The sequence below is a fragment of the Rahnella sp. PD4 genome, assembly GCF_049199325.1.
GTDB classification, from domain to species: domain Bacteria; phylum Pseudomonadota; class Gammaproteobacteria; order Enterobacterales; family Enterobacteriaceae; genus Rahnella; species Rahnella perminowiae.
In genome coordinates this window covers 461,095-482,185 of record NZ_JBLZQF010000003.1, presented here as the reverse complement: position 1 = coordinate 482,185, position 21,091 = coordinate 461,095, and the positions used below count along the sequence as shown (strand labels likewise).

General features: G+C 49.9%; 24 protein-coding genes. 7 read left to right on the top strand and 17 right to left on the bottom strand.

The features are described from left to right. Positions 1–126 precede the first annotated feature (126 nt). The 7 genes from acpS to lepA all read right to left on the bottom strand — a co-directional run bounded on the left by acpS (position 127) and on the right by lepA (position 6,690). The gene (gene acpS / locus ACOZIO_RS11110) at positions 127–507 is read right to left on the bottom strand and encodes a holo-ACP synthase (protein WP_129952896.1); all 381 of its coding nucleotides are present in this window, start codon (positions 505–507) and stop codon (positions 127–129) included. Then, entirely contained in the window at positions 507–1,238 is a 732-nt protein-coding gene (gene pdxJ, locus ACOZIO_RS11105) for a pyridoxine 5'-phosphate synthase (RefSeq protein WP_015698389.1), read from the bottom strand. Before pdxJ ends, acpS begins: the two co-directional genes overlap by 1 nt. Positions 1,239–1,341: 103 nt before the next feature. Beyond that, entirely contained in the window at positions 1,342–2,079 is a 738-nt protein-coding gene (gene recO / locus ACOZIO_RS11100) for a DNA repair protein RecO (protein ID WP_421595275.1), read from the bottom strand. Between the two features lie 11 nt (positions 2,080–2,090). Beyond that, positions 2,091–2,996, bottom strand: coding sequence for a GTPase Era (gene era, locus ACOZIO_RS11095; RefSeq protein WP_129952898.1), 906 nt, complete (start codon positions 2,994–2,996; stop codon positions 2,091–2,093). Further along, positions 2,993–3,673, bottom strand: coding sequence for a ribonuclease III (gene rnc, locus ACOZIO_RS11090; protein ID WP_015698392.1), 681 nt, complete (start codon positions 3,671–3,673; stop codon positions 2,993–2,995). Before rnc ends, era begins: the two co-directional genes overlap by 4 nt. A gap of 211 nt (positions 3,674–3,884) precedes the next feature. After that, the gene (gene lepB, locus ACOZIO_RS11085; protein ID WP_129952899.1) at positions 3,885–4,862 is read right to left on the bottom strand and encodes a signal peptidase I; all 978 of its coding nucleotides are present in this window, start codon (positions 4,860–4,862) and stop codon (positions 3,885–3,887) included. Positions 4,863–4,890: 28 nt separating this feature from the next. Further along, positions 4,891–6,690, bottom strand: coding sequence for a translation elongation factor 4 (gene lepA, locus ACOZIO_RS11080; RefSeq protein WP_129952900.1), 1,800 nt, complete (start codon positions 6,688–6,690; stop codon positions 4,891–4,893). 423 nt (positions 6,691–7,113) lie between these two features. Here lepA and ACOZIO_RS11075 point away from each other — a divergent pair, with 423 nt between their 5' ends. Next, positions 7,114–7,932 carry a DUF6585 family protein gene (locus ACOZIO_RS11075; RefSeq protein WP_129952901.1) on the top strand — a complete coding sequence of 273 codons (819 nt, stop codon included), beginning with the start codon at positions 7,114–7,116 and terminating at the stop codon, positions 7,930–7,932. 68 nt (positions 7,933–8,000) lie between these two features. Here the strand turns inward: ACOZIO_RS11075 and rseC are convergent, their stop codons facing one another. From rseC to rpoE, 4 genes are read right to left on the bottom strand one after another with little or no spacing between them, the layout of a single operon-like run. After that, positions 8,001–8,465, bottom strand: a complete 465-nt coding sequence (gene rseC, locus ACOZIO_RS11070) for a SoxR-reducing system protein RseC (protein ID WP_217139389.1) — start codon at positions 8,463–8,465, stop codon at positions 8,001–8,003. Between the two features lie 48 nt (positions 8,466–8,513). Then, the gene (gene rseB, locus ACOZIO_RS11065; RefSeq protein WP_129952903.1) at positions 8,514–9,464 is read right to left on the bottom strand and encodes a sigma-E factor regulatory protein RseB; all 951 of its coding nucleotides are present in this window, start codon (positions 9,462–9,464) and stop codon (positions 8,514–8,516) included. Continuing rightward, positions 9,464–10,111: an anti-sigma-E factor RseA gene (gene rseA / locus ACOZIO_RS11060; protein WP_129952904.1), complete on the bottom strand. Its 648-nt coding sequence runs from the start codon at positions 10,109–10,111 to the stop codon at positions 9,464–9,466. Before rseA ends, rseB begins: the two co-directional genes overlap by 1 nt. Before the next feature lie 30 nt (positions 10,112–10,141). Continuing rightward, positions 10,142–10,717 (bottom strand): RNA polymerase sigma factor RpoE, encoded by a 576-nt coding sequence (gene rpoE, locus ACOZIO_RS11055; protein WP_129953316.1) that lies wholly within the window; start codon positions 10,715–10,717, stop codon positions 10,142–10,144. Between the two features lie 214 nt (positions 10,718–10,931). Between rpoE and nadB the strand changes: the two genes are divergently transcribed. Then, a complete protein-coding gene (gene nadB / locus ACOZIO_RS11050; protein ID WP_205952702.1) occupies positions 10,932–12,533 on the top strand; it encodes an L-aspartate oxidase in 1,602 nt (533 codons plus the stop codon). Positions 12,534–12,595: 62 nt separating this feature from the next. Here the strand turns inward: nadB and trmN are convergent, their stop codons facing one another. Beyond that, positions 12,596–13,342 carry a tRNA(1)(Val) (adenine(37)-N(6))-methyltransferase TrmN gene (trmN, locus tag ACOZIO_RS11045; RefSeq protein ID WP_129992118.1) on the bottom strand — a complete coding sequence of 249 codons (747 nt, stop codon included), beginning with the start codon at positions 13,340–13,342 and terminating at the stop codon, positions 12,596–12,598. A 156-nt stretch (positions 13,343–13,498) separates the two neighbouring features. Between trmN and srmB the strand changes: the two genes are divergently transcribed. Beyond that, the gene (gene srmB, locus ACOZIO_RS11040; protein WP_129952907.1) at positions 13,499–14,827 is read left to right on the top strand and encodes an ATP-dependent RNA helicase SrmB; all 1,329 of its coding nucleotides are present in this window, start codon (positions 13,499–13,501) and stop codon (positions 14,825–14,827) included. An 88-nt stretch (positions 14,828–14,915) separates the two neighbouring features. Here srmB and grcA read toward each other — a convergent pair whose 3' ends face one another. Then, entirely contained in the window at positions 14,916–15,299 is a 384-nt protein-coding gene (gene grcA, locus ACOZIO_RS11035) for an autonomous glycyl radical cofactor GrcA (protein ID WP_129952908.1), read from the bottom strand. A gap of 118 nt (positions 15,300–15,417) precedes the next feature. Then, positions 15,418–15,645: a hypothetical protein gene (locus ACOZIO_RS11030; protein ID WP_129952909.1), complete on the bottom strand. Its 228-nt coding sequence runs from the start codon at positions 15,643–15,645 to the stop codon at positions 15,418–15,420. On the opposite strand from ACOZIO_RS11030, the gene ung reads away from it, so the two are divergent. Further along, on the top strand, positions 15,638–16,318 hold the full coding sequence (gene ung, locus ACOZIO_RS11025) for a uracil-DNA glycosylase (protein WP_129952910.1): 681 nt from the start codon (positions 15,638–15,640) through the stop codon (positions 16,316–16,318). The genes ACOZIO_RS11030 and ung overlap by 8 nt on opposite strands. A gap of 56 nt (positions 16,319–16,374) precedes the next feature. Here the strand turns inward: ung and grpE are convergent, their stop codons facing one another. Next, complete coding sequence (gene grpE / locus ACOZIO_RS11020; RefSeq protein ID WP_421595274.1) at positions 16,375–16,962, bottom strand: nucleotide exchange factor GrpE; 588 nt, start codon at positions 16,960–16,962, stop codon at positions 16,375–16,377. A gap of 137 nt (positions 16,963–17,099) precedes the next feature. On the opposite strand from grpE, the gene nadK reads away from it, so the two are divergent. From nadK to bamE, 3 genes are all read left to right on the top strand, one after another. Next, the gene (nadK, locus tag ACOZIO_RS11015; RefSeq protein WP_129952912.1) at positions 17,100–17,978 is read left to right on the top strand and encodes an NAD(+) kinase; all 879 of its coding nucleotides are present in this window, start codon (positions 17,100–17,102) and stop codon (positions 17,976–17,978) included. A gap of 96 nt (positions 17,979–18,074) precedes the next feature. Beyond that, a complete protein-coding gene (gene recN / locus ACOZIO_RS11010) occupies positions 18,075–19,736 on the top strand; it encodes a DNA repair protein RecN (RefSeq protein ID WP_217218837.1) in 1,662 nt (553 codons plus the stop codon). Positions 19,737–19,848: 112 nt separating this feature from the next. Further along, positions 19,849–20,193 carry an outer membrane protein assembly factor BamE gene (gene bamE, locus ACOZIO_RS11005; protein WP_037040188.1) on the top strand — a complete coding sequence of 115 codons (345 nt, stop codon included), beginning with the start codon at positions 19,849–19,851 and terminating at the stop codon, positions 20,191–20,193. 78 nt (positions 20,194–20,271) lie between these two features. On the opposite strand, the gene ACOZIO_RS11000 is transcribed toward bamE, so the two are convergent. Then, entirely contained in the window at positions 20,272–20,556 is a 285-nt protein-coding gene (locus ACOZIO_RS11000) for an RnfH family protein (protein WP_129952914.1), read from the bottom strand. Beyond that, on the bottom strand, positions 20,549–20,983 hold the full coding sequence (locus ACOZIO_RS10995; protein ID WP_120506496.1) for a type II toxin-antitoxin system RatA family toxin: 435 nt from the start codon (positions 20,981–20,983) through the stop codon (positions 20,549–20,551). Before ACOZIO_RS10995 ends, ACOZIO_RS11000 begins: the two co-directional genes overlap by 8 nt. Between the last annotated feature and the right edge of the window lie 108 nt (positions 20,984–21,091).

Here is a 21,091-nt window from a genome sequence, read left to right as displayed (position 1 = left end):
AAACCACCCAAAATAATTCGAGCGGGAGGAAGGCGGCAAGTGAAGTGATCCCGATGAGCTTATTCAGGTAAGTGATTCGGGTCACTGAAAGCAGCCAACGCATCTGCCGCTTGCAGTACGAAGGGGTTAGTTCTCGATAATTACCGTGGCACAGGCATAACGCCTTTCATCAGCCAGCGTAACATGGACTGATTTCACCCCCATTTCTGCAGCCATTTCCGCCGCGCGGGCATGAAAAACCAGCCCCGGTTTTCCCAGCACATCATTGACGACTTCAAATTGCTCAAATGCCAGACCGTTGCGGATCCCGGTTCCCAGCGCTTTAGCCGCGGCCTCCTTGACAGCAAACCGTTTCGCGAGGAAACGTACCGGCTGTTGGTGCTGCTGATACACAGACCATTCATTCGCGCACAAAATACGCTTCGCCAGACGGTCGCCGCTGCGTTCAATTACCGCTTCGATACGGGAAATTTCAACGATATCCGTACCTAAACCTAAAATGCTCATTACCGGCGCGCTTCCCGCATCAGGTTTTTCATTTCGCGTACTGCACCGGACAATCCGTCAATAACAGCCTGACCGATAATCGCATGGCCGATATTGAGCTCATGCATTTCCGGCAGTGCGGCGATCGGCTGCACGTTATGGTAAGTCAATCCGTGGCCGGCGTTCACTTTCAGCCCCTTACCGGCTGCATAAGCTGCGCCCTGTTTAATACGCTCCAGCTCGGCCTGACGCTCAAGGTCAGTTTTCGCCTCCGCATAAGCACCGGTATGGATTTCGATGTAAGGTGCCCCTACCGCGACGGCCGCATCAATCTGGCGCATATCCGGGTCGATAAACAGGGAAACCAGAATGCCCGCTTCGCTTAGGCGCGTGACCGCAACGGTCATTTTATCCAGCTGACCGGCGACATCCAGCCCCCCCTCAGTGGTCACTTCTTCGCGTTTTTCCGGCACCAGACAGCAGAAATGCGGCAGAATTTCGCAGGCAATACCGACCATCTCGTCGGTGACGGCCATTTCCAGATTCATGCGGGTTTGGATAGTCTGACGCAGAAGACGTACATCACGGTCGGTGATATGACGACGATCTTCACGCAGGTGGACGGTGATCCCATCAGCACCAGCCTGTTCAGCGATAAATGCCGCCTGAACCGGATCAGGGTATGCCGTACCGCGTGCATTACGCAATGTCGCGATATGATCAATGTTAACGCCCAACAGCAACTCAGCCATAACAGCTCCAGGTTTAAGAATGAATTGATTGATGAATGGAACAAAACGCTAATTCCTGCAGTTTACACCTTTGAGAGTGGCGGCGTGTAGCCCGGATTCCGAATTAGCGGGAAGAATTATCAGAAGGTGATACAGGTTTTTTAACCTGAAACTGGCGGAACAGCTCGCGGCTTTTCAGGGGCTTACTGCCAAGGTAAGGTTTGAGCGCCATGCGGGTGAAACGCTTTGCAGCCCGCAGCGTTGAGACATCCGGGAATTCACGGCTGGCCAGTGCTTTTAAATCCCGGCCGGTAAAGCTGGAATGATCAATCACCAGACTGGCAATAAAGCCTTTTTCTTCACGGTAACGGTACGTCATGGTGTCACTGACTTCTTCACCGCTGCCTGCGCAATGCAGAAAATCCACGCCGTAACCCAGATGGTGCAATAGGGAAAGTTCGAACTGACGTAATGCATATTCAGGAGACGCGCTGGCACTCGCGAGATTTTGCAAACAGTTGAGATAATCGAAGAACAATGATGAGTAATTAGCTTCCTGCTCAAGCACCCGTGAAACGAGCTCATTGACGTACAAGCCGCTGTAAAGCATCAGCCCGGAAAGAGGAAGAGCAAGGGAGACAGGTTCAGCATTACGCAGGGTTTTCACTTCTCCCCGCCCGCTCCAGCGAACCAGTAAAGGAGTAAAAGGCTGCAGGCAGCCTTTTAAATTGGACCGGCGGCCACGCGCACCTTTAGCCAGTATGCGTACCCGCCCTTGCCCCTCAGTGAACAAATCCAGCATTAAGCTGGTTTCACTGTAAGGTCGCCCATGCAAAACAAATGCGCGTTGCCAGCCTTCCATAGGCGCGGACCTTATAAATCGTCTACATAACCCAGACTGCGCAACGCACGTTCGTCGTCTGCCCAGCCGGATTTGACCTTAACCCACAACTCAAGATGGACTTTCGCTTCGAACATGTTCTCCATGTCGTGACGCGCTTCGATCCCGATTGTCTTGATTTTAGAGCCTTTATTACCGATAACCATTTTCTTCTGGCCTTCACGTTCTACCAGAATCAGGCCATTAATGTCGTATCCGCCCCGTTCATTGCTGACAAAGCGTTCGATTTCAACGGTCACTGAATATGGCAACTCTTCGCCCAGAAAGCGCATCAGTTTTTCACGGATGATTTCAGAAGCCATAAAGCGCTGGGAACGGTCAGTAATGTAATCCTCGGGGAAGTGATGAATCGCTTCCGGCAGGCGTTTTCGCACCAGAGCTGCGATGGTATCAACGTTGGTACCTTTCTCTGCGGAGATCGGCACGATATCGACGAAGTTCATCTGCTCACTCAGGAATTGCAAATGTGGCAATAATTTAGATTTATCGGTGACGTTATCAATCTTGTTGATTGCCAGCAGAACCGGTGATTTCAAATCACGCAGTTTGTTGACCACCATTTCGTCATCGGCAGTCCAGTTAGTGCCTTCAACAACGAAGATCACCAGTTCAACATCACCGATTGAGCTGCTTGCAGCGCGGTTCATCAGACGGTTGATGGCACGTTTTTCTTCAATGTGCAGCCCTGGTGTGTCCACGTAAATAGCCTGATAGGGCCCTTCGGTATGGATACCCATGATGCGGTGACGCGTGGTTTGCGGTTTGCGGGAAGTAATGGAGATTTTTTGCCCCAATAATTCATTCAGCAAGGTAGATTTACCGACGTTAGGACGGCCTACGATTGCAACAAAACCACAGTAATTCTTTTCTTCGCTCATTCAAGCTCCAGCTGTATCAGCGCTTGTTCCGCTGCCGCCTGCTCGGCTTTACGGCGGCTTGAACCGGTTCCTACAACCGGCTGGCTCAAGCCACTGACCTGGCAGTGGATGGTAAACTCCTGATCGTGCGCTTCACCGCGAACCTGCACAACCAGATAAGAAGGCAACGGCAGATGGCGACCTTGTAAAAACTCCTGTAAACGGGTTTTTGGGTCTTTCTGCTTATCACCGGGACTGATTTCGTCTAAACGACTACGGTACCAATCGAGAATCAGCTTTTCGACGGTCTGGATATCACTGTCCAGGAACACGCCGCCAATGAGTGCCTCCACCGTATCCGCAAGAATCGACTCGCGGCGGAAACCACCACTTTTCAATTCGCCCGGCCCTAAGCGTAAACATTCGCCGAGATCGAATTCACGTGCCATTTCCGCGAGCGTATTTCCACGTACCAGCGTGGCACGCATACGACTCATATCGCCCTCGTCTACGCGAGGAAAACGATGATACAACGCGTTAGCAATGACATAACTAAGAATTGAGTCACCCAGGAACTCTAAACGCTCATTGTGTTTACTGCTTGCGCTGCGGTGAGTCAGTGCCTGCAATAAAAGCTCCTGCTGTTGAAAAGTGTAGCCCAGCTTCCGCTGAAGCCTGTTTATTACGATGGGATTCATGAGTTACCAATAGACTAAGAATGCGTCAAAAACTTCAGCATACGGAACAGGCCTGCTTCGCCCTAAGCCAATCCAAAGCTGTTTCGTTTGCAGTGGCTCCCTCAGTTCGTTTTAAATTAAAACGTAAAATCAGGGGAGCCAACTTTTATCGCCCGAAAGGATATTCTACAACGAGTGGAAATATAATGCTGCGGTAATAGGCACCATTAAATTAATGAATTCCACCGATTCGGCTTAAACGAACACCGGTAGGCCATTCACCTTCCTGTTTTTTAAAGCTCATCCAAATTGCGGAAGCTTTACCCACTAAGTTCTGTTCCGGAACAAAACCCCAGTAACGGCTGTCAGCGCTGTTATCACGGTTATCGCCCATCATGAAATAATGGCCGGCCGGCACCACCCAAGTTCCCAGTGGCTGACCCGGTTGCTGATAATAAGCACCCAGTTGGTCACGCGCGCCTGGCACGGTCAGAATACGATGCGTCACATTACCCAGGGTTTCATTGCGCTGCACAAGACGGACGCCGTCTTGTGGCACGTTACTGGTCGGTGGCGTTTCAAAGAAACCACTGCTGGCTTCGCCACCTGAAGACTGACCAAAAGTCTGTACGAAATCACTGGCAACGCCGGTGTCATATGTCACCGCCAGTGCGGTGGTGCAATTTTTGCCGGTTTCACAGGCAGGCTGAACGGTCACCTGCTTGCTGAACGGATCATATGTCACTTTGTCACCCGGTAAGCCTACCAGACGTTTAATATAGTCCACGCTCGGATTTTGCGGATATTTAAATACCACAACATCGCCACGTTTCGGCTCACCCGTTGGGATCAGCTTAGTCTGCGTAATAGGATCTTTCAGGCCGTACGCATATTTTTCAACCACAATGAAATCGCCAATAAGCAGCGTTGGCATCATGGAGCCGGACGGGATCTGGAAAGGCTCATAAATAAATGAACGCACCACAAACACAACCAACAATACCGGGAATACCGAGGCACAGGTTTCTACCCAGCCCGGTTGCTTCGCCACTTTGTTCAACGTTGAATCGTCAACAGCACCACCCGTTTCAGCCTTAATTTTAGCAATTTTAGCCCGGCGTGCAGGTGCCAGCTTGAAACGATCAAGGCACCAGATAATCCCAGACACCAGCGTTGCAATCGCCAGAATCAGGGCAAACATGTTAGCCATGCATACTCCCTACAACTCAATTAAGGGTTTACTTGCTGTCTTTACCCACGTGAAGAATGGCCAGGAACGCTTCTTGTGGTAACTCGACGTTACCCACTTGTTTCATGCGTTTCTTACCATCTTTCTGTTTCTGCAAAAGTTTTTTCTTACGGCTGACGTCGCCGCCATAACATTTGGCGAGAACGTTTTTACGTAATTGCTTCACGGTTGAACGGGCAATGATATGAGCACCAATCGCCGCCTGGATAGCAATATCGAACTGCTGACGCGGGATCAGTTCCTGCATCTTCTCGACCAGCTGGCGTCCACGGAACTGGGAATTGCCACGGTGAGTGATCAGCGCCAATGCATCCACACGGTCGCCGTTGATTAGAACATCAACACGCACCATGTCAGAAGCCTGAAAACGTTTGAAATTGTAATCAAGTGACGCATAACCGCGTGACGTTGACTTCAGGCGGTCAAAGAAATCGAGTACGACTTCCGCCATCGGGATTTCATAAGTCAGTGCGACCTGATTGCCGTGGTAAACCATGTTGGTCTGTACGCCACGTTTTTCAATACACAACGTAATCACGCTGCCCAGATATTCCTGAGGCATCAGCATGTGACACTCGGCGATAGGCTCACGCAGTTCCAGAATGTTATTCAACGCTGGCAGTTTAGACGGGCTGTCTACATAAACAGTTTCGTTGCTGGTCGTCAGAACTTCATAAACTACGGTCGGTGCCGTGGTGATCAGATCCAGATCGTATTCACGTTCCAGACGTTCCTGAATGATTTCCATGTGCAACAGCCCCAGGAAACCACAGCGGAAACCGAAGCCCAGCGCAGTAGAACTTTCTGGTTCGTAGAACAGTGAGGCATCATTGAGGCTCAGTTTGCCTAACGCATCACGGAAGTTTTCATAATCATCTGAGCTGACCGGGAACAGGCCAGCATAAACCTGCGGTTTCACTTTCTTGAAGCCAGGCAGTGCTTTGTCAGCAGGCTGACGAGCCAGAGTCAGTGTGTCCCCTACTGGTGCGCCGAGAATATCTTTGATCGCACATACCAGCCAGCCAACTTCGCCACAGTTCAGAATGTCTTTATCGACACGTTTAGGCGTGAAAATACCCAGACGATCGGCGTTATAAACCTGTCCGGTACTCATCACTTTAATTTTGTCGCCCTTTCTCATGGTGCCGTTTTTGATACGTACCAGAGAGACAACGCCGAGATAGTTATCGAACCATGAATCGATGATCAACGCCTGCAGTGGCGCATCAGGATCACCTACCGGCGGTGGCACATCACGTACCAGACGCTCCAGCACCTCCGGCACACCGACACCGGTTTTCGCAGAACAGCGGACAGCATCCGTAGCATCAATACCCACGATGTCTTCGATTTCCTGCGCCGCACGATCCGGATCAGCGGCCGGTAAGTCGATTTTGTTCAGAACCGGCACAACTTCCAGATCCATTTCCATTGCCGTATAGCAGTTTGCCAGCGTCTGGGCTTCAACACCCTGCCCTGCATCCACGACTAATAACGCCCCTTCGCAGGCGGCGAGAGAACGGGAAACTTCATAGGAAAAGTCGACATGGCCCGGTGTGTCGATGAAGTTCAGGTGATAAACCTGACCATCTTTCGCTTTATAGTCGAGCGTCACGCTTTGCGCTTTGATGGTAATGCCGCGTTCACGCTCAAGATCCATCGAATCGAGGACCTGCGCTTCCATTTCACGGTCGGATAACCCACCGCAAATTTGAATAATACGGTCTGACAGCGTCGACTTACCGTGGTCAATGTGGGCAATAATGGAGAAATTTCGTATATGCTTCATTATAAAAGTTTTTTTACCTTGGTATTTCTGAATCATTCGCCATGAACATACAGCGACGGTTTGTAGGTTGGCTGTCTTTCGCCTAAGTCGCAGCATTCTACATGCCAGCACCGTGAAAACCTAGTCTCGCCACATCCTAACTCCAGATTATGCGAGCTTTCTCAGGACGAAATCTTCATATTTTCATTTGTTTTCATTACCCGGGTGACTGTGTGCCTCCTAGGTTTGACCCCATCAGGTATTGCGTGCGTGTGCCGCATGCCGTTTGGTTTTAGGAAAATCCCCATATACACAAAGCCGTGTTGAAACTTAATATATTGTTATAAAAGAAATTACATAATTTCAAACATTTAAAGCTCTTATTCGCCTTCTTCCATAAATATCTTTTTCTTTTTAATTCAATCCGGTTACAAGGTTATCACTATGATCAATGAAGGGCGGCTGCTCAGTCAGCATGGCTTTGCCAAAGCCAACTCTTGGATCACTCTGGTCCTGTCTGTATTGTTATTGATCGGCGGTGCAGTGCAGATTGCATTTTTGCTGGCCTTTGGCCAGACCGCTGAGGGACTGCATACTGTAATTTTGTCCGCTCTGCTCAGTATTGCCCTGGGTATTGTCCTTATCCTGCTGCGACGTCTGATACGGCCAAATCAAATCTATCAGCTTCATGAAAACGGTATTTTAGTTATAAGCCAGACCGATAAGAAAAACCGTTTTATCCCTTTTGACCGCATTATGGATATATATCGCTTCAGAACCGGGAAATACACACGCCGTATTTTAAACACAATGATATTCCGCGAGGAAGACAGCAAAGTCTGGCACCGAATTACGCCAAACATCGCCAATTCGGAAAGATTAATTGAAGTGATTAAAAATGAACAGCTGATGTATCGTGGCCCCTGGGCCTTAAATACCCTGGCGCAGGGAGGGGATATTCTTTTTACCTATCTGATCAATCCACATTCCGGATTGAAAAGATTTATCGGCGCTAACCTGCTGGCGTTGAACGAAAAAAAGATACACCTGAGCGCCCTGGTATTAACCACCGATGAAGGAAAGAAAGTGCCTGTTGAGGATATTCAGTTTATCAGTGGCGGCAGCAACAGCCCGCTGATACGTCTGCTGGATAAACACGGCCGCATCCTTTTCTCTGTTGAATATACATCGCTTTCAAGTGCAGATCTTTTCATCGCACTGATCGAACATATGATCCAAAACCGTATACCCGTCAGAAATTAAAAATGACACAGTGTTAGCAAACACTGTGTCATTTTTATGCATGGCAAGAAGCAGAATTAAGCAGGGAGTTAACTGTCAACCGAATAACGGAAAGCGTCAGGTGGCAAACCCACCTGCAAAATCACAGGCTGGTAGCCTGCTTTACTATCCATTTTCGCAGCCAGTGATTTGGCTATCAGAAATCCTAATCCGCCCCCCAGCACAGCACCAACAACCGCATATACATCTGCTTTCAGCACGGCTTGCAATACGCCGCCACCTGCAATCACACCAACAAGTGGCGTCATATAAACCAGCAACGCCGAGCGCAACAGGTTCCCTTCCTGTATTCCCAGTTCAACTTTCTGACCAGGTACAAGAGGTTCGTTAACGCTGACCCGGAGGTTATGTTCGGTTTGCGGCCCTAACTCATTCAATACGCGAGCGCCACAGCCTGAACGTGAATGGCAGCTACTGCAACCCGCCTGTGTTTCACAACGCAGTGTCGCAATACCGTCTTGCCACGACACAACCGTGGCCCATTCTTTCATCATGTGATCACCCTGTATTTCTGCCACTGAGGCCGTTATTTCTGTTAAACGCTATTTTGCTGAGAAAACAATGCTCTCGGCAATACGTTTGGCCGTTGAAGGAGGAAGTTCACCGACGACAGTGATTTCATTGCCATTACGTATTTCGGTTTGCACGGTTCTGCGCCCTTGCCTGATCAATTGCTCAGAAGGACCACTGGTTGTTGCACTGATATTGACAGAGAAACTAAACAGTCCGTCAGTGTACAACCGGGATTCTATCGATACAGGCATATTTGGCAAGTTCCGGCGGCTACTTGCCACCTCCGTCACGCCATCTGGCAGCCATTTTATTTGCCAGTCAAACTTCACCTGCTCAGAGGCAGGTAAAGACAGCACAGGTGGTAAACTCGCTTTTTCGAGATCAACAACCGTTCCAATGACTTGTTGTCCTTCATCGAAACTGATGACGCGGAACTGCTCCAGTGTTTCACCGTCACGATCCAGTAAATCGACACGCATCGGCAGTTTCGTCTGCTCATCGATCCATATGACATAACTAAATCGGGTACCATCGCGGGACACAACACGGATCACCTGACTCAGACGATCGGCTGCACGTGCACGGCCTACGGCAATAAAATCGTAGTATTTAGTCAGAAGAGTGAAATCGCTAAAGACGATAGAAGGCAGGGAATCAACGATATGATCGCCGTCCAGCGTAAAGGGCTGTAAACCGGTCTCAAAGTAGCTGATGTCCTTCCCACGCTGGACAATTTCACGGCGCGGTCCATCCATCAGAACCAGTTGAGCGAGCGGAGTTTGATGAGAAACAGCATGACGATAGCGAAAGGAATCAATCCCTTGCTTCGTGATGTTGATAAAACCCATTTCATAATTCAGCGTTTGGGAAGCTTTGCCCATCTCTTGTAGTAACGCCTCGGAAGGTGAATCTGCCGAGGCGATACCAGGAGTAAGCACGCTGCCCGCCGCTAAACAAACGGCAAACCAAATTTGCTTCATTACTGCGTTTGCGTTCCTAAAGACTGAGTTCCTGGGACCTGAACAGCGGCTTGCTGAGGAGTAACAGGTTCAAGTTGAAGCTGCTCTGAATGCAAGCGGCGCTGCAATTCGTAATCCTGCAACATCGCATTAATGCGTTTACGTTGCTCCTGAACATTTTGTTGCCCGCTGGTGGTATTGCCTTCATTTGGCACGCCGAAGCTCACCGGAGAAGCTTTACCCATCATAGGCAATGTATTGAACGCTGGCGTTTCCGGAGAAGCCCCTGATGCGTCAGGCTGGTTATAATGCTGAACACCAACAATAACAGCGAGTGAGACACAAGCCGCCACGCCCACCTGAGTCAACTGGCTCGCCCATGGGCGCACCTTCTGCCAGAATGGCATTTTTTGCCAGGTATGAGGCTGAGGTTGAGATTCGGTTGCGGAACCCGGTACCAGTTTTACCGGCTCATTTGCCAGCGCTGCGGCCACACGGTCTGCGATATCCAGATGCAACACGTTCCCAATATCACCGCGTAGCGTATCGCGGATCAAATGATAACTCTGCCAGTCTTGCTGAAGCCTGGTATCAGTTGATAATGAACTTAACAGTTCAGTATCAATGGCTTCACCATCCATCAGAGCGGAAAGCTTTTCTTTCTGCATGCCTAAGTATCCTTCCTGTGTCCGTCATCTCTAACGCTGGATGAGCGGTTGAACTTTGTTATCAATTGCTTCCCGGGCACGGAATATACGTGATCTCACTGTACCCACCGGACAATCCATGATGGCGGCTATTTCTTCGTAGCTCAATCCATCCAACTCCCTCAAGGTAATCGCCATACGGAGATCTTCGGGAAGTGCTTCAATAGTACGGAAAACGACCTGCCGTAATTCTTCAGACAACATCAAGTTCTCAGGGTTCGAAATTTCTTTAAGGGCACCGCCATTTTCGAAATTTTCGGCTTCATTCGCGTCGACATCACTGGATGGCGGGCGTCGGCCCTGAGCGACTAAATAATTTTTCGCTGTGTTGACTGCAATACGATACAGCCAGGTATAAAAAGCACTGTCGCCGCGGAAAGATTCCAGCGCACGATACGCTTTAATAAAAGATTCCTGAACCACATCAGGCACATCGCCTTGTGGTACATAGCGGGATACAAGGCTCGCTACCTTATGCTGGTAACGAATAACCAGTAAATTGAACGATTTTTGATCACCCTTCTGGACCCGCTCAACCAGAACCTGATCGGCTAACTGCTCGCTCATCCGAGGTAAAATCTCCCCAAAACTTTCTCCGCGCTTAAAATCGTACTGCCAGCTTTCATCATTATATTCCTGAGCAAGTACTGCTTGGAGTTCACATGAAACATTAAGTTCCACATCGCCATTGTTTTTTCTATTGAAGTCTCAAGCCCGTGGCTTTTGCACGGAGGTTTAGGCTAACATGAATTTCCCTCTTCTTCTGCAAACATCATACGTTATGCAACCTTCATCTGAATTTGTTAGCGATGTATTGATAATCGGAAGTGGCGCTGCGGGCCTTTCTTTGGCTTTGCGACTTGCAGACCACTGTCATGTCACTGTTCTCAGTAAAGGCCCGCTCAACGAAGGCTCAACATTCTATGCCCAGGGCGGCATTGCCGCAGTTTTCGACGAAGCAGACAGCATTGCCTCACATGTTGATGACACATTAATTGCCGGCGCGGGCTTATGCGATAAAGAAGCTGTTGAATTTATCGCGAGTAATGCACGTCATTGCGTCCAGTGGTTGATCGACCAGGGCGTACTGTTTGATACCGAACCTAATACCAGCTCAGAAGAGCGTTATCATCTGACTCGCGAAGGTGGTCACAGCCACCGTAGGATCCTGCATGCTGCTGATGCTACAGGTAAAGAAGTAGAGACTACGCTGGTTGGGAAAGCAAGAGCCCACGCTAATATTTGCGTGAAAGAGCGCTATAATGCCGTTGATTTAATCACCTCAAGCAAGCTTGGATTGCCCGGGACACAACGCGTTGTTGGCGCATATGTCTGGAACCGTGATAAAGAGCATGTTGAAACGCTCCGTGCCAAAGCCGTTGTACTGGCCACGGGGGGCGCTGCCAAGGTTTATCAGTACACGACCAATCCTGATATTTCATCAGGCGATGGCGTCGCCATGGCGTGGCGTGCAGGCTGTCGTGTGGCCAATCTTGAATTCAACCAGTTTCACCCGACCTGTCTCTATCATCCTCAGGCACGCAACTTTCTGCTGACGGAAGCATTGCGCGGCGAAGGAGCCCTGCTCAAACGCCCGGACGGCACCCGTTTTATGCCGGATTTCGATGAGCGTGGCGAACTGGCACCGCGCGATGTCGTGGCGAGAGCCATCGACCATGAAATGAAGCGTCTTGGCGCTGACTGCATGTATCTGGATATCAGCCATCGTCCGCCGGAATTCATTAAACATCATTTCCCGATGATTGATGAAAAGCTGCAATCACTGGGTATTGATCTGACTAAAGAGGCCATTCCGATTGTTCCGGCTGCCCATTATACCTGTGGTGGTGTGATGGTCGACCAGCACGGACGCACCGATCTCGATGGGTTGTATGCCATTGGCGAAGTCAGTTATACCGGCCTGCATGGCGCAAACCGTCTGGCCTCTAATTCACTGCTGGAATGCGTCGTTTATGGCTGGTCAGCGGCGGAAGACATCATCAAACGTTTGCCGCATGCCCGGCTGGCCAAAAACATCCCGCAATGGGATGAAAGCCGGGTGGATAATTCCGATGAACAGGTTGTCATTCAGCATAACTGGCATGAACTGCGGCTGTTTATGTGGGATTACGTCGGGATCGTGCGCACAACAAAACGCCTTGAGCGCGCATTGCGCCGCATCATGACGCTGCAACAGGAAATTGACGAGTATTATGCAAACTTTCGTATTTCCAATAACCTGCTGGAACTGAGAAATCTGGTGCTGGTGGCCGAGTTGATCGTCCGCAGTGCCCTTGAGCGCAAAGAGAGTCGCGGACTGCATTACACGCTGGATTATCCTGATTTACAGGAAAATCCGCAGCCCACTATTTTGCAGCCGTAGTATTTACCGAAATACTGCCAGGAAAGTGCGAAGGAACGCACTTTTAAAAGCTCAGACATCCGCTAATAATTCAGATAAAAATCAGTAATCAGCGCACAAAAAGCTTCACTGTAAACACCTTCCGATTTTCGCAGCGCCAGTTCCTCATCAACCCGTTCAACGGATTGCCTTGATAAGGTGAGCAGTAACCGGTTTAGCGGTTTTCCCGGCCGATCGCGTACGGCCATCCGCCATGCGCTGAACCAACCTTGCCGGTGAGCCAGGGTTTCAAATGCCAGCCCGATGTCGTACGGTAAAACAACGCAGAACAATCCCTCTGGCGTGATCAGATTTTTCGCGCATTCCAGCAATGTGTCGTGCGTCAGAGTTTCGGTGTAACGGGCCGCATTGCGGGCTGCATCGCGGCAGGCCACCGCCGATTCAAAGTAAGGCGGATTACTGACAATCAGATCGTATTCAGACGGATGCTCTGCGGCATACGCAGTGATATCTTGCGCATACACCGCCAGCCTCGTCGCCCAGACTGATTCGCGAAAATTCTCATCAGCCTGCGCGGCGGCGGAAGGTTCCAGTTCGACGGCATCAATACGGGTTTGAGCCTGACTGCGTTGCGCCAGCATCATGGCAATCAGACCGCTGCCACAGCCAATATCGAGCACGCGCCGTGCCTGGCTGACCGGCGCCGTGGCACCAAGCAGAACACCGTCGGTACCCACTTTCATCGCACAACGGTCATGCGCAACGAAAAATTGTTTAAAGGTAAATCCGTTACGCCGTAAAGTTTTTGCAGAACCGACTTCTTTTGTCACTCATTTCACCGTAATAACGCCAGCCAACAGGGCCGGGAACGAAAACTGTCGTAGCATAGGGCAAAGAGAAGCAGAGTAAAAGCCACGCAAACCGCTTAAATAGGTGAAGATCGCGTCTAACACGTCTATAATCGGCGCCCCAAGTAGAGGTAGACCATGACTGTAACCACTTTTTCCGAACTCGAACTCGATGAACGCCTGATTGAAGCCCTTGGCGACAAAGGCTATAGCCGTCCTACTGTCATTCAGGCAGAGGCCATTCCGCCAGCAATGGACGGACGCGATGTGTTGGGTTCGGCTCCTACCGGCACCGGCAAAACAGCGGCATTCCTGCTGCCTGCATTGCAGCATTTGCTGGATTTCCCGCGTAAGAAATCGGGTCCGCCACGAATTCTGATCCTCACGCCAACCCGTGAACTTGCTATGCAGGTTGCTGAACAGGCGCGTGAGTTAGCCAAACATACCGAACTGGATATCGCCACCATCACCGGCGGCGTGGCTTATATGAACCACGCCGAAGTGTTCAGCGAAAACCAGGACATCGTTGTGGCGACCACCGGTCGTTTGCTGCAATACATTAAAGAAGAAAATTTTGACTGCCGTGCAATCGAAACCCTGATCCTTGATGAAGCCGACCGCATGCTGGATATGGGTTTTGCTCAGGATATAGAAACGATTTCTGCTGAAGCACGCTGGCGCAAACAGACGTTGCTGTTCTCCGCAACGCTGGAAGGGGAAGCCATCCGTGAATTCGCAGAGCGCATCCTGACTGAGCCGGTAGAAATCGAAGCCGACCCGTCACGTCGCGAACGCAAAAAAATTCTGCAATGGTATTATCGTGCCGACGATGTAGCACATAAAACCCAGATGCTGATCCATTTGCTGAAACAGGAAGATGTCACGAAATCCGTGATCTTCGTGCGCAAGCGTGAACGCGTGCATGAGCTGGTTGCCTGGCTGCGTCAGGCAGGGATTAACTCCTGTTATCTCGAAGGCGAAATGGTACAGGTGAAACGTACCGAAGCCGTCAAACGTATGGTTGAAGACCGCGTTAACGTCCTCGTTGCGACCGACATTGCAGCCCGCGGCCTGGATATCAACGATATCAGCCACGTCTTCAACTTTGATCTGCCGCTGACCGCTGATATCTATCTGCACCGTATCGGCCGAACAGGTCGTGCCGGTCGCAAAGGTACTGCGATTTCCTTCGTGGAAGCACATGACCATCTGCTACTCGGTAAGATTGGCCGTTACCTTAACGAGCCGCTGAAAGCCCGTGTGCTGGACGAATTCCGTCCTAAAACCAAAGCCCCGAGCGAAAAAGTCACCGGTAAGCCGTCGAAGAAAGTGCTGGCGAAACGCAAAGAAAAACAAAAAGCGGCACAGGAAAAGTCGAAGGTGAAAGTTAAAGTTCGCCATCGTGACAGCAAAAACGTCGGCAAACGCCGCGTTAAACCTGACGCGGTAAAAGACGCCGCTAAATAGACATCGGCCTGGCTGGATGCAAAGAAAAACCGCCCCGTGTGAACGGAGGCGGTTTTTTTATAGCTCAAAACTTAAAACTCAGGAGCGATTACAGGCTTTCAGTGAAAGTACGGGTAATCACGTCACGCTGCTGCTCAGCAGTCAGTGAGTTAAAGCGCACCGCATAACCAGACACACGAATAGTCAGTTGCGGATATTTTTCCGGATGCTTAACCGCATCTTCCAGCGTTTCACGGCGCAGTACGTTAACATTCAGGTGCTGACCTCCTTCCACGCGCACAGTCGGTTGGATTTCCATCGGCACTTCACGGTATTCAAACTGGCCAAGATCGCTGACAGCGACGATCTGATCTTCCGCAAAACCCGCTTTTGCACAAACGCAGCGTGCTTGCGCTTTTTCATCATCGAGCAGCCAGAAAGAGTTTTTCAGCGCTTCATTGTTGCTTTTAGTAATTTGGATCCCGGTGATCATATGTTGCCTCCGTTGTTGGCTACGATACTGTTAATTGATTGGCGTAAGGTTTGAACGACAACCTGTTTTCCTGTTATCAGATATAACAGCAGAGCACCCCCGTGTTCTTTGATAAATATCAATCTTTTCCTTGTGGGTATTTCTCACCCGCAGCATATTTATGTTTTATATCAATTTTTCCAAGATGCCAGATTAAATTATTTTGTAAATTATCAAAAAAATTTGCATAGAACGTTAAGCTGCACATAAATAGCAGCAAAAGCGCGCACGGGTTTAACTCATCAGGATGAGCAGGTAAGCTACAGTCAGTTAAAATTACCTTCACAAGGAGAGCGTTAATGTCCACTACTCTCACCTGGCATGACGTACTCGGTCAGGAAAAAGAACAACCCTACTTCGTTGATACGCTGAAGTTTGTCGCTGCCGAACGCGCGGCAGGTAAAACCATTTATCCGCCACAACAGGATGTGTTTAATGCCTTCCGTTCTACCGAACTGGCAGACGTTAAAGTCGTTATTTTGGGTCAGGATCCTTACCACGGCCCTAATCAGGCGCATGGTTTATCGTTTTCCGTTCGCCCAGGCATTCCCGCTCCCCCTTCTTTAGTGAATATCTATAAAGAATTGATGACCGATATTCCCGGCTTCGAACGGCCTTCTCATGGCTATTTGCAGAGCTGGGCAGATCAGGGCGTCTTGTTGCTCAATACCGTGCTGACTGTAGAAGAAGGTAAAGCGCATTCACATGCCAAACTGGGCTGGGAAACATTCACTGACAAGGTGATTGCCGCGCTCAATGAAAACCGTGAAGGGGTCGTCTTCTTGCTCTGGGGCTCTCATGCGCAGAAAAAAGGCAATATTATTGACCGCAACCGCCATCATATTTTGAAGGCACCCCACCCTTCTCCGCTTTCTGCACACCGGGGTTTTCTGGGATGTAAGCATTTCTCGCAGGCGAATGCCTTACTGGTGGCCCAGGGGCTGGCACCCATTGACTGGGTGCCGAGATTACCGGAATAAAAAAGAGGCACCCGCAAAGGTGCCTCTTTCATTATCTCAGTCTGCGTGAAACAGAATCAGGCTTTGGCTTTAGAAACCGCCACCATGGCCGGACGCAACAGACGGCCGTTCAGCGTGTAACCCTTCTGCATCACCATCATTACGTGATTAGGTTCCAGCTCTTCGGATTCCATCATGGTCATCGCCTGGTGCAGTTCAGGATTGAATGGCACATGGATATCTGCCACCACTTCCATACCGAACTTGCGGACAGCATCCAGCAGGGATTTCAGGGTCAGCTCGACGCCTTCAATCAGACCCGCCAGTTCTGCATTCGATTTATCAGCCAGATCCAGCGCACGTTCCAGATTATCGATTACCGGTAACAGTTCGCCGGAGAATTTCTCCAGCGCGAACTTATGCGCTTTCTCAATATCCATCTCGGTACGACGGCGGATATTTTCCACCTCCGCTTTCGCCCGCAGCAGGCTGTCACGCTCACGCTGCTGAAGTTCTTTCAGCTGCGCTTCCAATTCAGCAATACGTTCATCGCGGGGGTCAACGACATCTGCCGCCTCAGTTTCCGCTTCCGTATGCAGCTCTTGTTCCTGCTTCAGTTCTTCAGAGACTTGCTCGTCAGGTGTCTTATGTTCTTTACTACTCATGAATCTCTCCGCGTTTTAGCATTAATCTTGCTAGTTGGCTTATTATGGGGATCAAAACCGGGGTTTCAAGGTTTGGTTTTTAATGAAACCGGTCATAATGCAGGAGTCATCACACCCTGCTGAGGATAACCACAGCGATGAATAAAAAATTTGAGTGCATTGGGATTGTCGGACACCCCCGCCATCCTTCCGCACTTGCCACCCATGAAATGCTTTACCACTGGTTAATCTCAAAAGGTTATCAGGTGATCGTCGAACGTCAGGTGGCGCAAGATTTAGCCCTGGAAGGCGCACAGACGGGGAGCCTGGCTGAGATCGGCAAACTGGCAGATTTAGCCGTGGTCGTCGGCGGTGACGGTAATATGCTGGGTGCGGCTCGCGTGCTGGCCCGCTATGACATAAAAGTCATTGGCATTAACCGGGGAAATCTCGGTTTTCTGACCGATCTGGATCCGGATAACGCTTTGCAACAACTCGATGACGTGCTGCAGGGCGAATACATCAGCGAGCAACGCTTTCTGCTGGAAGCAATGGTGCGCTGCAAAGATCAGCAATGTCGCGTAAGCACCGCCATCAATGAAGTGGTCCTCCATCCGGGGAAAGTGGCGCATATGATTGAATTTGAAGTTTATATTGACGACAAATTCGCTTTTTCCCAGCGCTCTGATGGCCTGATCATTTCCACACCAACCGGTTCTACCGCTTATTCGCTCTCAGGGGGCGGTCCGATCCTGACACCCACTTTGGAAGCGATCGCGCTGGTGCCGATGTTCCCGCATACGCTCTCGGCGCGCCCGCTGGTCATCAACAGCAGCAGCACCATTTGCCTGCGGTTTTCGCACATGAGCAATGACCTTGAAATCAGCTGTGACAGCCAGATCGCCCTGCCGATACAGCCGGGCGAAGAAGTGATTATCCGCCGCAGCGAGTTTCACCTGAATCTGATCCATCCTAAAGACTACAGTTATTTCAATACATTAAGTACAAAACTTGGGTGGTCGAAAAAACTTTTCTGATCGGATAAAAATAATTCGCCAGCCTCTTTACTGTATATAAAACCAGTTTATACTGTATTTAATTACAGGTCTGTTGTTATGTACAGGAAGGTGATCATGCTGGCGCAATTAACTATCAGTAACTTTGCCATTGTCCGCGAATTAGAAATCGATTTTCATGCTGGTATGACAGCAATCACCGGTGAAACGGGTGCCGGTAAGTCCATCGCTATCGACGCGCTCGGGTTGTGTCTGGGCAATCGTGCGGATGGCAGTATGGTGCGCCTCGGTGCCAGCCGTGCGGATATCTGTGCGCGATTCACCTTAGCGGATACTCCTTCGGCGAAACACTGGCTGACTGAAAATCAGCTTGATGAAGGGCTGGATTGTCTCTTACGCCGGACTATCAGCAGCGATGGCCGTTCGCGCGGCTTTATCAATGGCACGCCCGTCCCCCTGTCACAGCTACGTGAACTGGGTCAGCATTTGATCCAAATTCACGGACAACACGCTCATCAGCTTCTGCTCAAACCTGAGCATCAGAAAGATTTACTCGACGCTTATTCCGATCAGCCCTTACTGCTATCAGAAATGCGCAAGGCTTACCAAAACTGGCATCAGAGCTGCCGTCAGTTGGCACAATATCAGCAACAGATGACTGAGCGAGAATCGCGCCGTCAGTTGTTGCAATACCAGTTGAAAGAGCTGAATGAATTTGCTCCCCAGGCAGGGGAATATGAGCAAATTGATGAAGAATACAAACGCCTGGCTAACAGCGGACAACTGCTTTCCCTGAGCCAAAATGCGCTTTATTTGCTGGCAGACGGTGAAGAACAGAATATTGTCAGTCTGCTCTACAGCGCCCGTCATCAGTTGGCTGAACTGGCTGAGCTCGACAGCAAAATGAATGAGCTGATCATCATGCTTGACGACGCGTCTATTCAGGTCAGTGAGGCCAGTGATGAATTACGTCATTACAGCGAACGTCTGGATATGGATCCAAACCGTTTATTCGAGCTGGAGCAGCGCCTGTCCCGCCAGATGAATCTGGCCCGTAAACACCATGTCAGTGCTGAAGAACTCCCTGAACTACATCGTCAGTTGCTCGAGGAGCAGCAGGCGCTTGATGATCAGGAAACCAATCAGGCTGAACTGAGTGAAGCCGTACAGCACCATTATCAACAAGCCGTGGCTATTGCTGAGCAGCTGCATGAAAAACGGCAGTATTTTGCCGATGAGCTCACGCATCTGATTACGCAAAGTATGCAGGCGCTCTCCATGCCACACGGTAAATTTAAGATTCAGGTTCAGTTCGAACCCGAACATTTAAATATGGAAGGGGCAGATCGCCTCGAGTTCCAGGTCACCACCAACCCGGGGCAGCCGCTACAGGCTCTCGCAAAAGTAGCCTCCGGTGGCGAATTGTCGCGTATTGCGCTGGCTATTCAGGTGATCACGGCGCAGAAAATGGAAACGCCGGCGCTGATCTTTGATGAAGTAGATGTTGGTATCAGCGGCCCGACGGCTGCGATCGTCGGTCGTCTGTTGCGTCAGTTAGGCGAATCAACGCAAGTGATGTGCGTCACTCACTTACCGCAGGTTGCAGGTTGTGGTCATCAGCATTATTTTGTCAGCAAAGAAACAGACGGTGAAGTGACTGAAACCCAAATGAATCGCCTTGATAAGAAGGCGCGTTTGCAGGAACTGGCACGTCTGCTGGGCGGAAGTGAAGTAACCCGAAACACGCTGGCCAACGCAAAAGAGTTACTCGCAGCGTAAAAAGCTCAACTTTTTTACAGTTCAGCGGTCATACAGGTGCTCCGCAAAGGTTTCAAACTGATGAAAGGTCTATTATCATCGGCATCTTATGCCCTAAAGGAATGTAATGACTATGCGCTGTAAAACGCTAACTGCCGCCGCTGTAGCTCTTGTAATGCTTACTGCGGGCTGTTCCACTCTGGAAAAGGTGGTTTATCGGCCTGACATCAATCAGGGGAACTACCTCTCTCCTGCTGATGTTCAAAAAATTCATACCGGTATGACTAAACAACAAGTTGCTTATGTTCTCGGCACGCCGATGTTGCATGACCCGTTTGGCAGTAATGTTTGGTATTACGTGTTCCGTCAGGAACCAGGCCATGAAGGTGTCACTCAGCAGACATTAACGCTGACCTTCAACGAGTCTGATACTCTGACCAACATCGACAACAAACCGAAGTTGAGCGATCAAAAATAAATCGCCCCGGTGTGATGGTCTCTGGTTATCACCAAAAATCATCTTTCAGGGTAAAAAAAATAAGGCGCCTGAGGCGCCTTATTTTTTAGAACGTTCGGCGCGTATACGCCTTAACTCTTTCGGATCGGCAATCAGGGGCCGATAAATTTCAACGCGATCACCATCATTGACTGTATCCGCAAGCTTCACGGGCCGGCTGTAGATACCTAGCTTGTTCTGTTTTAGATCGATATCCTGACGCAGTTCAAGTAAACCGGAAGCCTTCACAGCCTGCTCGACGCTGCTCCCCTCTGCCAGTTTTACCGTTCGCAGATACTGGCGTTCCGGTAAAGCGTAGACCACTTCAACGCTGATCTCAGACACTGTAGACCTCTTTCGCGCGCAACGTGAAGGCCTGAACCATGCTGCCAGCCAGTTCTTTAAAGATTTTACCGAAGGCTAACTCAATCAATTTATTTGTAAATTCAAAATCAAGGCTGAGCTGAACTTTGCAGGCGTCCGGGCTAAGTTCGATGAAATCCCATCCGCCGGTCAGTTTACGAAACGGGCCATCCACCAGTTGCATATCAATACGTTTATTGCTGATTAACGTATTTTTGGTAGTAAAAGTTTTACTGATGCCTGCTTTGGAAACATCAACCGCTGCGGTCATCGACGAATCGCTGTTTTCCAGAATGCGGCTGCCGGTACAACCGGGCAGAAATTGCGGGTAAGCATCGACATCATTCACTAAGGTGTACATCTGTTCCACGCTGAACGGCACAAGCGCAGAACGACTTATCTGTGGCATATCATTTCCCAGGTGTCATAAAACGTACAGATAATACCATTTATCCACGCGGTAATAAAAACTACGAAGCACAGGGCGCCACAAACAGGAAAAACATCCGACTCTGAC

What these genes read in the sequence shown, in the direction of transcription:
- acpS (WP_129952896.1), bottom strand. Translation starts at nt 507, where the DNA reads ATGAGCATTTTAGGTTTAGGTACGGATATCGTTGAAATTTCCCGTATC.
- pdxJ (WP_015698389.1), bottom strand. Translation starts at nt 1,238, where the DNA reads ATGGCTGAGTTGCTGTTGGGCGTTAACATTGATCATATCGCGACATTG.
- recO (WP_421595275.1), bottom strand. Translation starts at nt 2,079, where the DNA reads ATGGAAGGCTGGCAACGCGCATTTGTTTTGCATGGGCGACCTTACAGT.
- era (WP_129952898.1), bottom strand. Translation starts at nt 2,996, where the DNA reads ATGAGCGAAGAAAAGAATTACTGTGGTTTTGTTGCAATCGTAGGCCGT.
- rnc (WP_015698392.1), bottom strand. Translation starts at nt 3,673, where the DNA reads ATGAATCCCATCGTAATAAACAGGCTTCAGCGGAAGCTGGGCTACACT.
- lepB (WP_129952899.1), bottom strand. Translation starts at nt 4,862, where the DNA reads ATGGCTAACATGTTTGCCCTGATTCTGGCGATTGCAACGCTGGTGTCT.
- lepA (WP_129952900.1), bottom strand. Translation starts at nt 6,690, where the DNA reads ATGAAGCATATACGAAATTTCTCCATTATTGCCCACATTGACCACGGT.
- ACOZIO_RS11075 (WP_129952901.1), top strand. Translation starts at nt 7,114, where the DNA reads ATGATCAATGAAGGGCGGCTGCTCAGTCAGCATGGCTTTGCCAAAGCC.
- rseC (WP_217139389.1), bottom strand. Translation starts at nt 8,465, where the DNA reads ATGATGAAAGAATGGGCCACGGTTGTGTCGTGGCAAGACGGTATTGCG.
- rseB (WP_129952903.1), bottom strand. Translation starts at nt 9,464, where the DNA reads ATGAAGCAAATTTGGTTTGCCGTTTGTTTAGCGGCGGGCAGCGTGCTT.
- rseA (WP_129952904.1), bottom strand. Translation starts at nt 10,111, where the DNA reads ATGCAGAAAGAAAAGCTTTCCGCTCTGATGGATGGTGAAGCCATTGAT.
- rpoE (WP_129953316.1), bottom strand. Translation starts at nt 10,717, where the DNA reads ATGAGCGAGCAGTTAGCCGATCAGGTTCTGGTTGAGCGGGTCCAGAAG.
- nadB (WP_205952702.1), top strand. Translation starts at nt 10,932, where the DNA reads ATGCAACCTTCATCTGAATTTGTTAGCGATGTATTGATAATCGGAAGT.
- srmB (WP_129952907.1), top strand. Translation starts at nt 13,499, where the DNA reads ATGACTGTAACCACTTTTTCCGAACTCGAACTCGATGAACGCCTGATT.
- grcA (WP_129952908.1), bottom strand. Translation starts at nt 15,299, where the DNA reads ATGATCACCGGGATCCAAATTACTAAAAGCAACAATGAAGCGCTGAAA.
- ung (WP_129952910.1), top strand. Translation starts at nt 15,638, where the DNA reads ATGTCCACTACTCTCACCTGGCATGACGTACTCGGTCAGGAAAAAGAA.
- grpE (WP_421595274.1), bottom strand. Translation starts at nt 16,962, where the DNA reads ATGAGTAGTAAAGAACATAAGACACCTGACGAGCAAGTCTCTGAAGAA.
- nadK (WP_129952912.1), top strand. Translation starts at nt 17,100, where the DNA reads ATGAATAAAAAATTTGAGTGCATTGGGATTGTCGGACACCCCCGCCAT.
- recN (WP_217218837.1), top strand. Translation starts at nt 18,075, where the DNA reads ATGCTGGCGCAATTAACTATCAGTAACTTTGCCATTGTCCGCGAATTA.
- bamE (WP_037040188.1), top strand. Translation starts at nt 19,849, where the DNA reads ATGCGCTGTAAAACGCTAACTGCCGCCGCTGTAGCTCTTGTAATGCTT.
- ACOZIO_RS10995 (WP_120506496.1), bottom strand. Translation starts at nt 20,983, where the DNA reads ATGCCACAGATAAGTCGTTCTGCGCTTGTGCCGTTCAGCGTGGAACAG.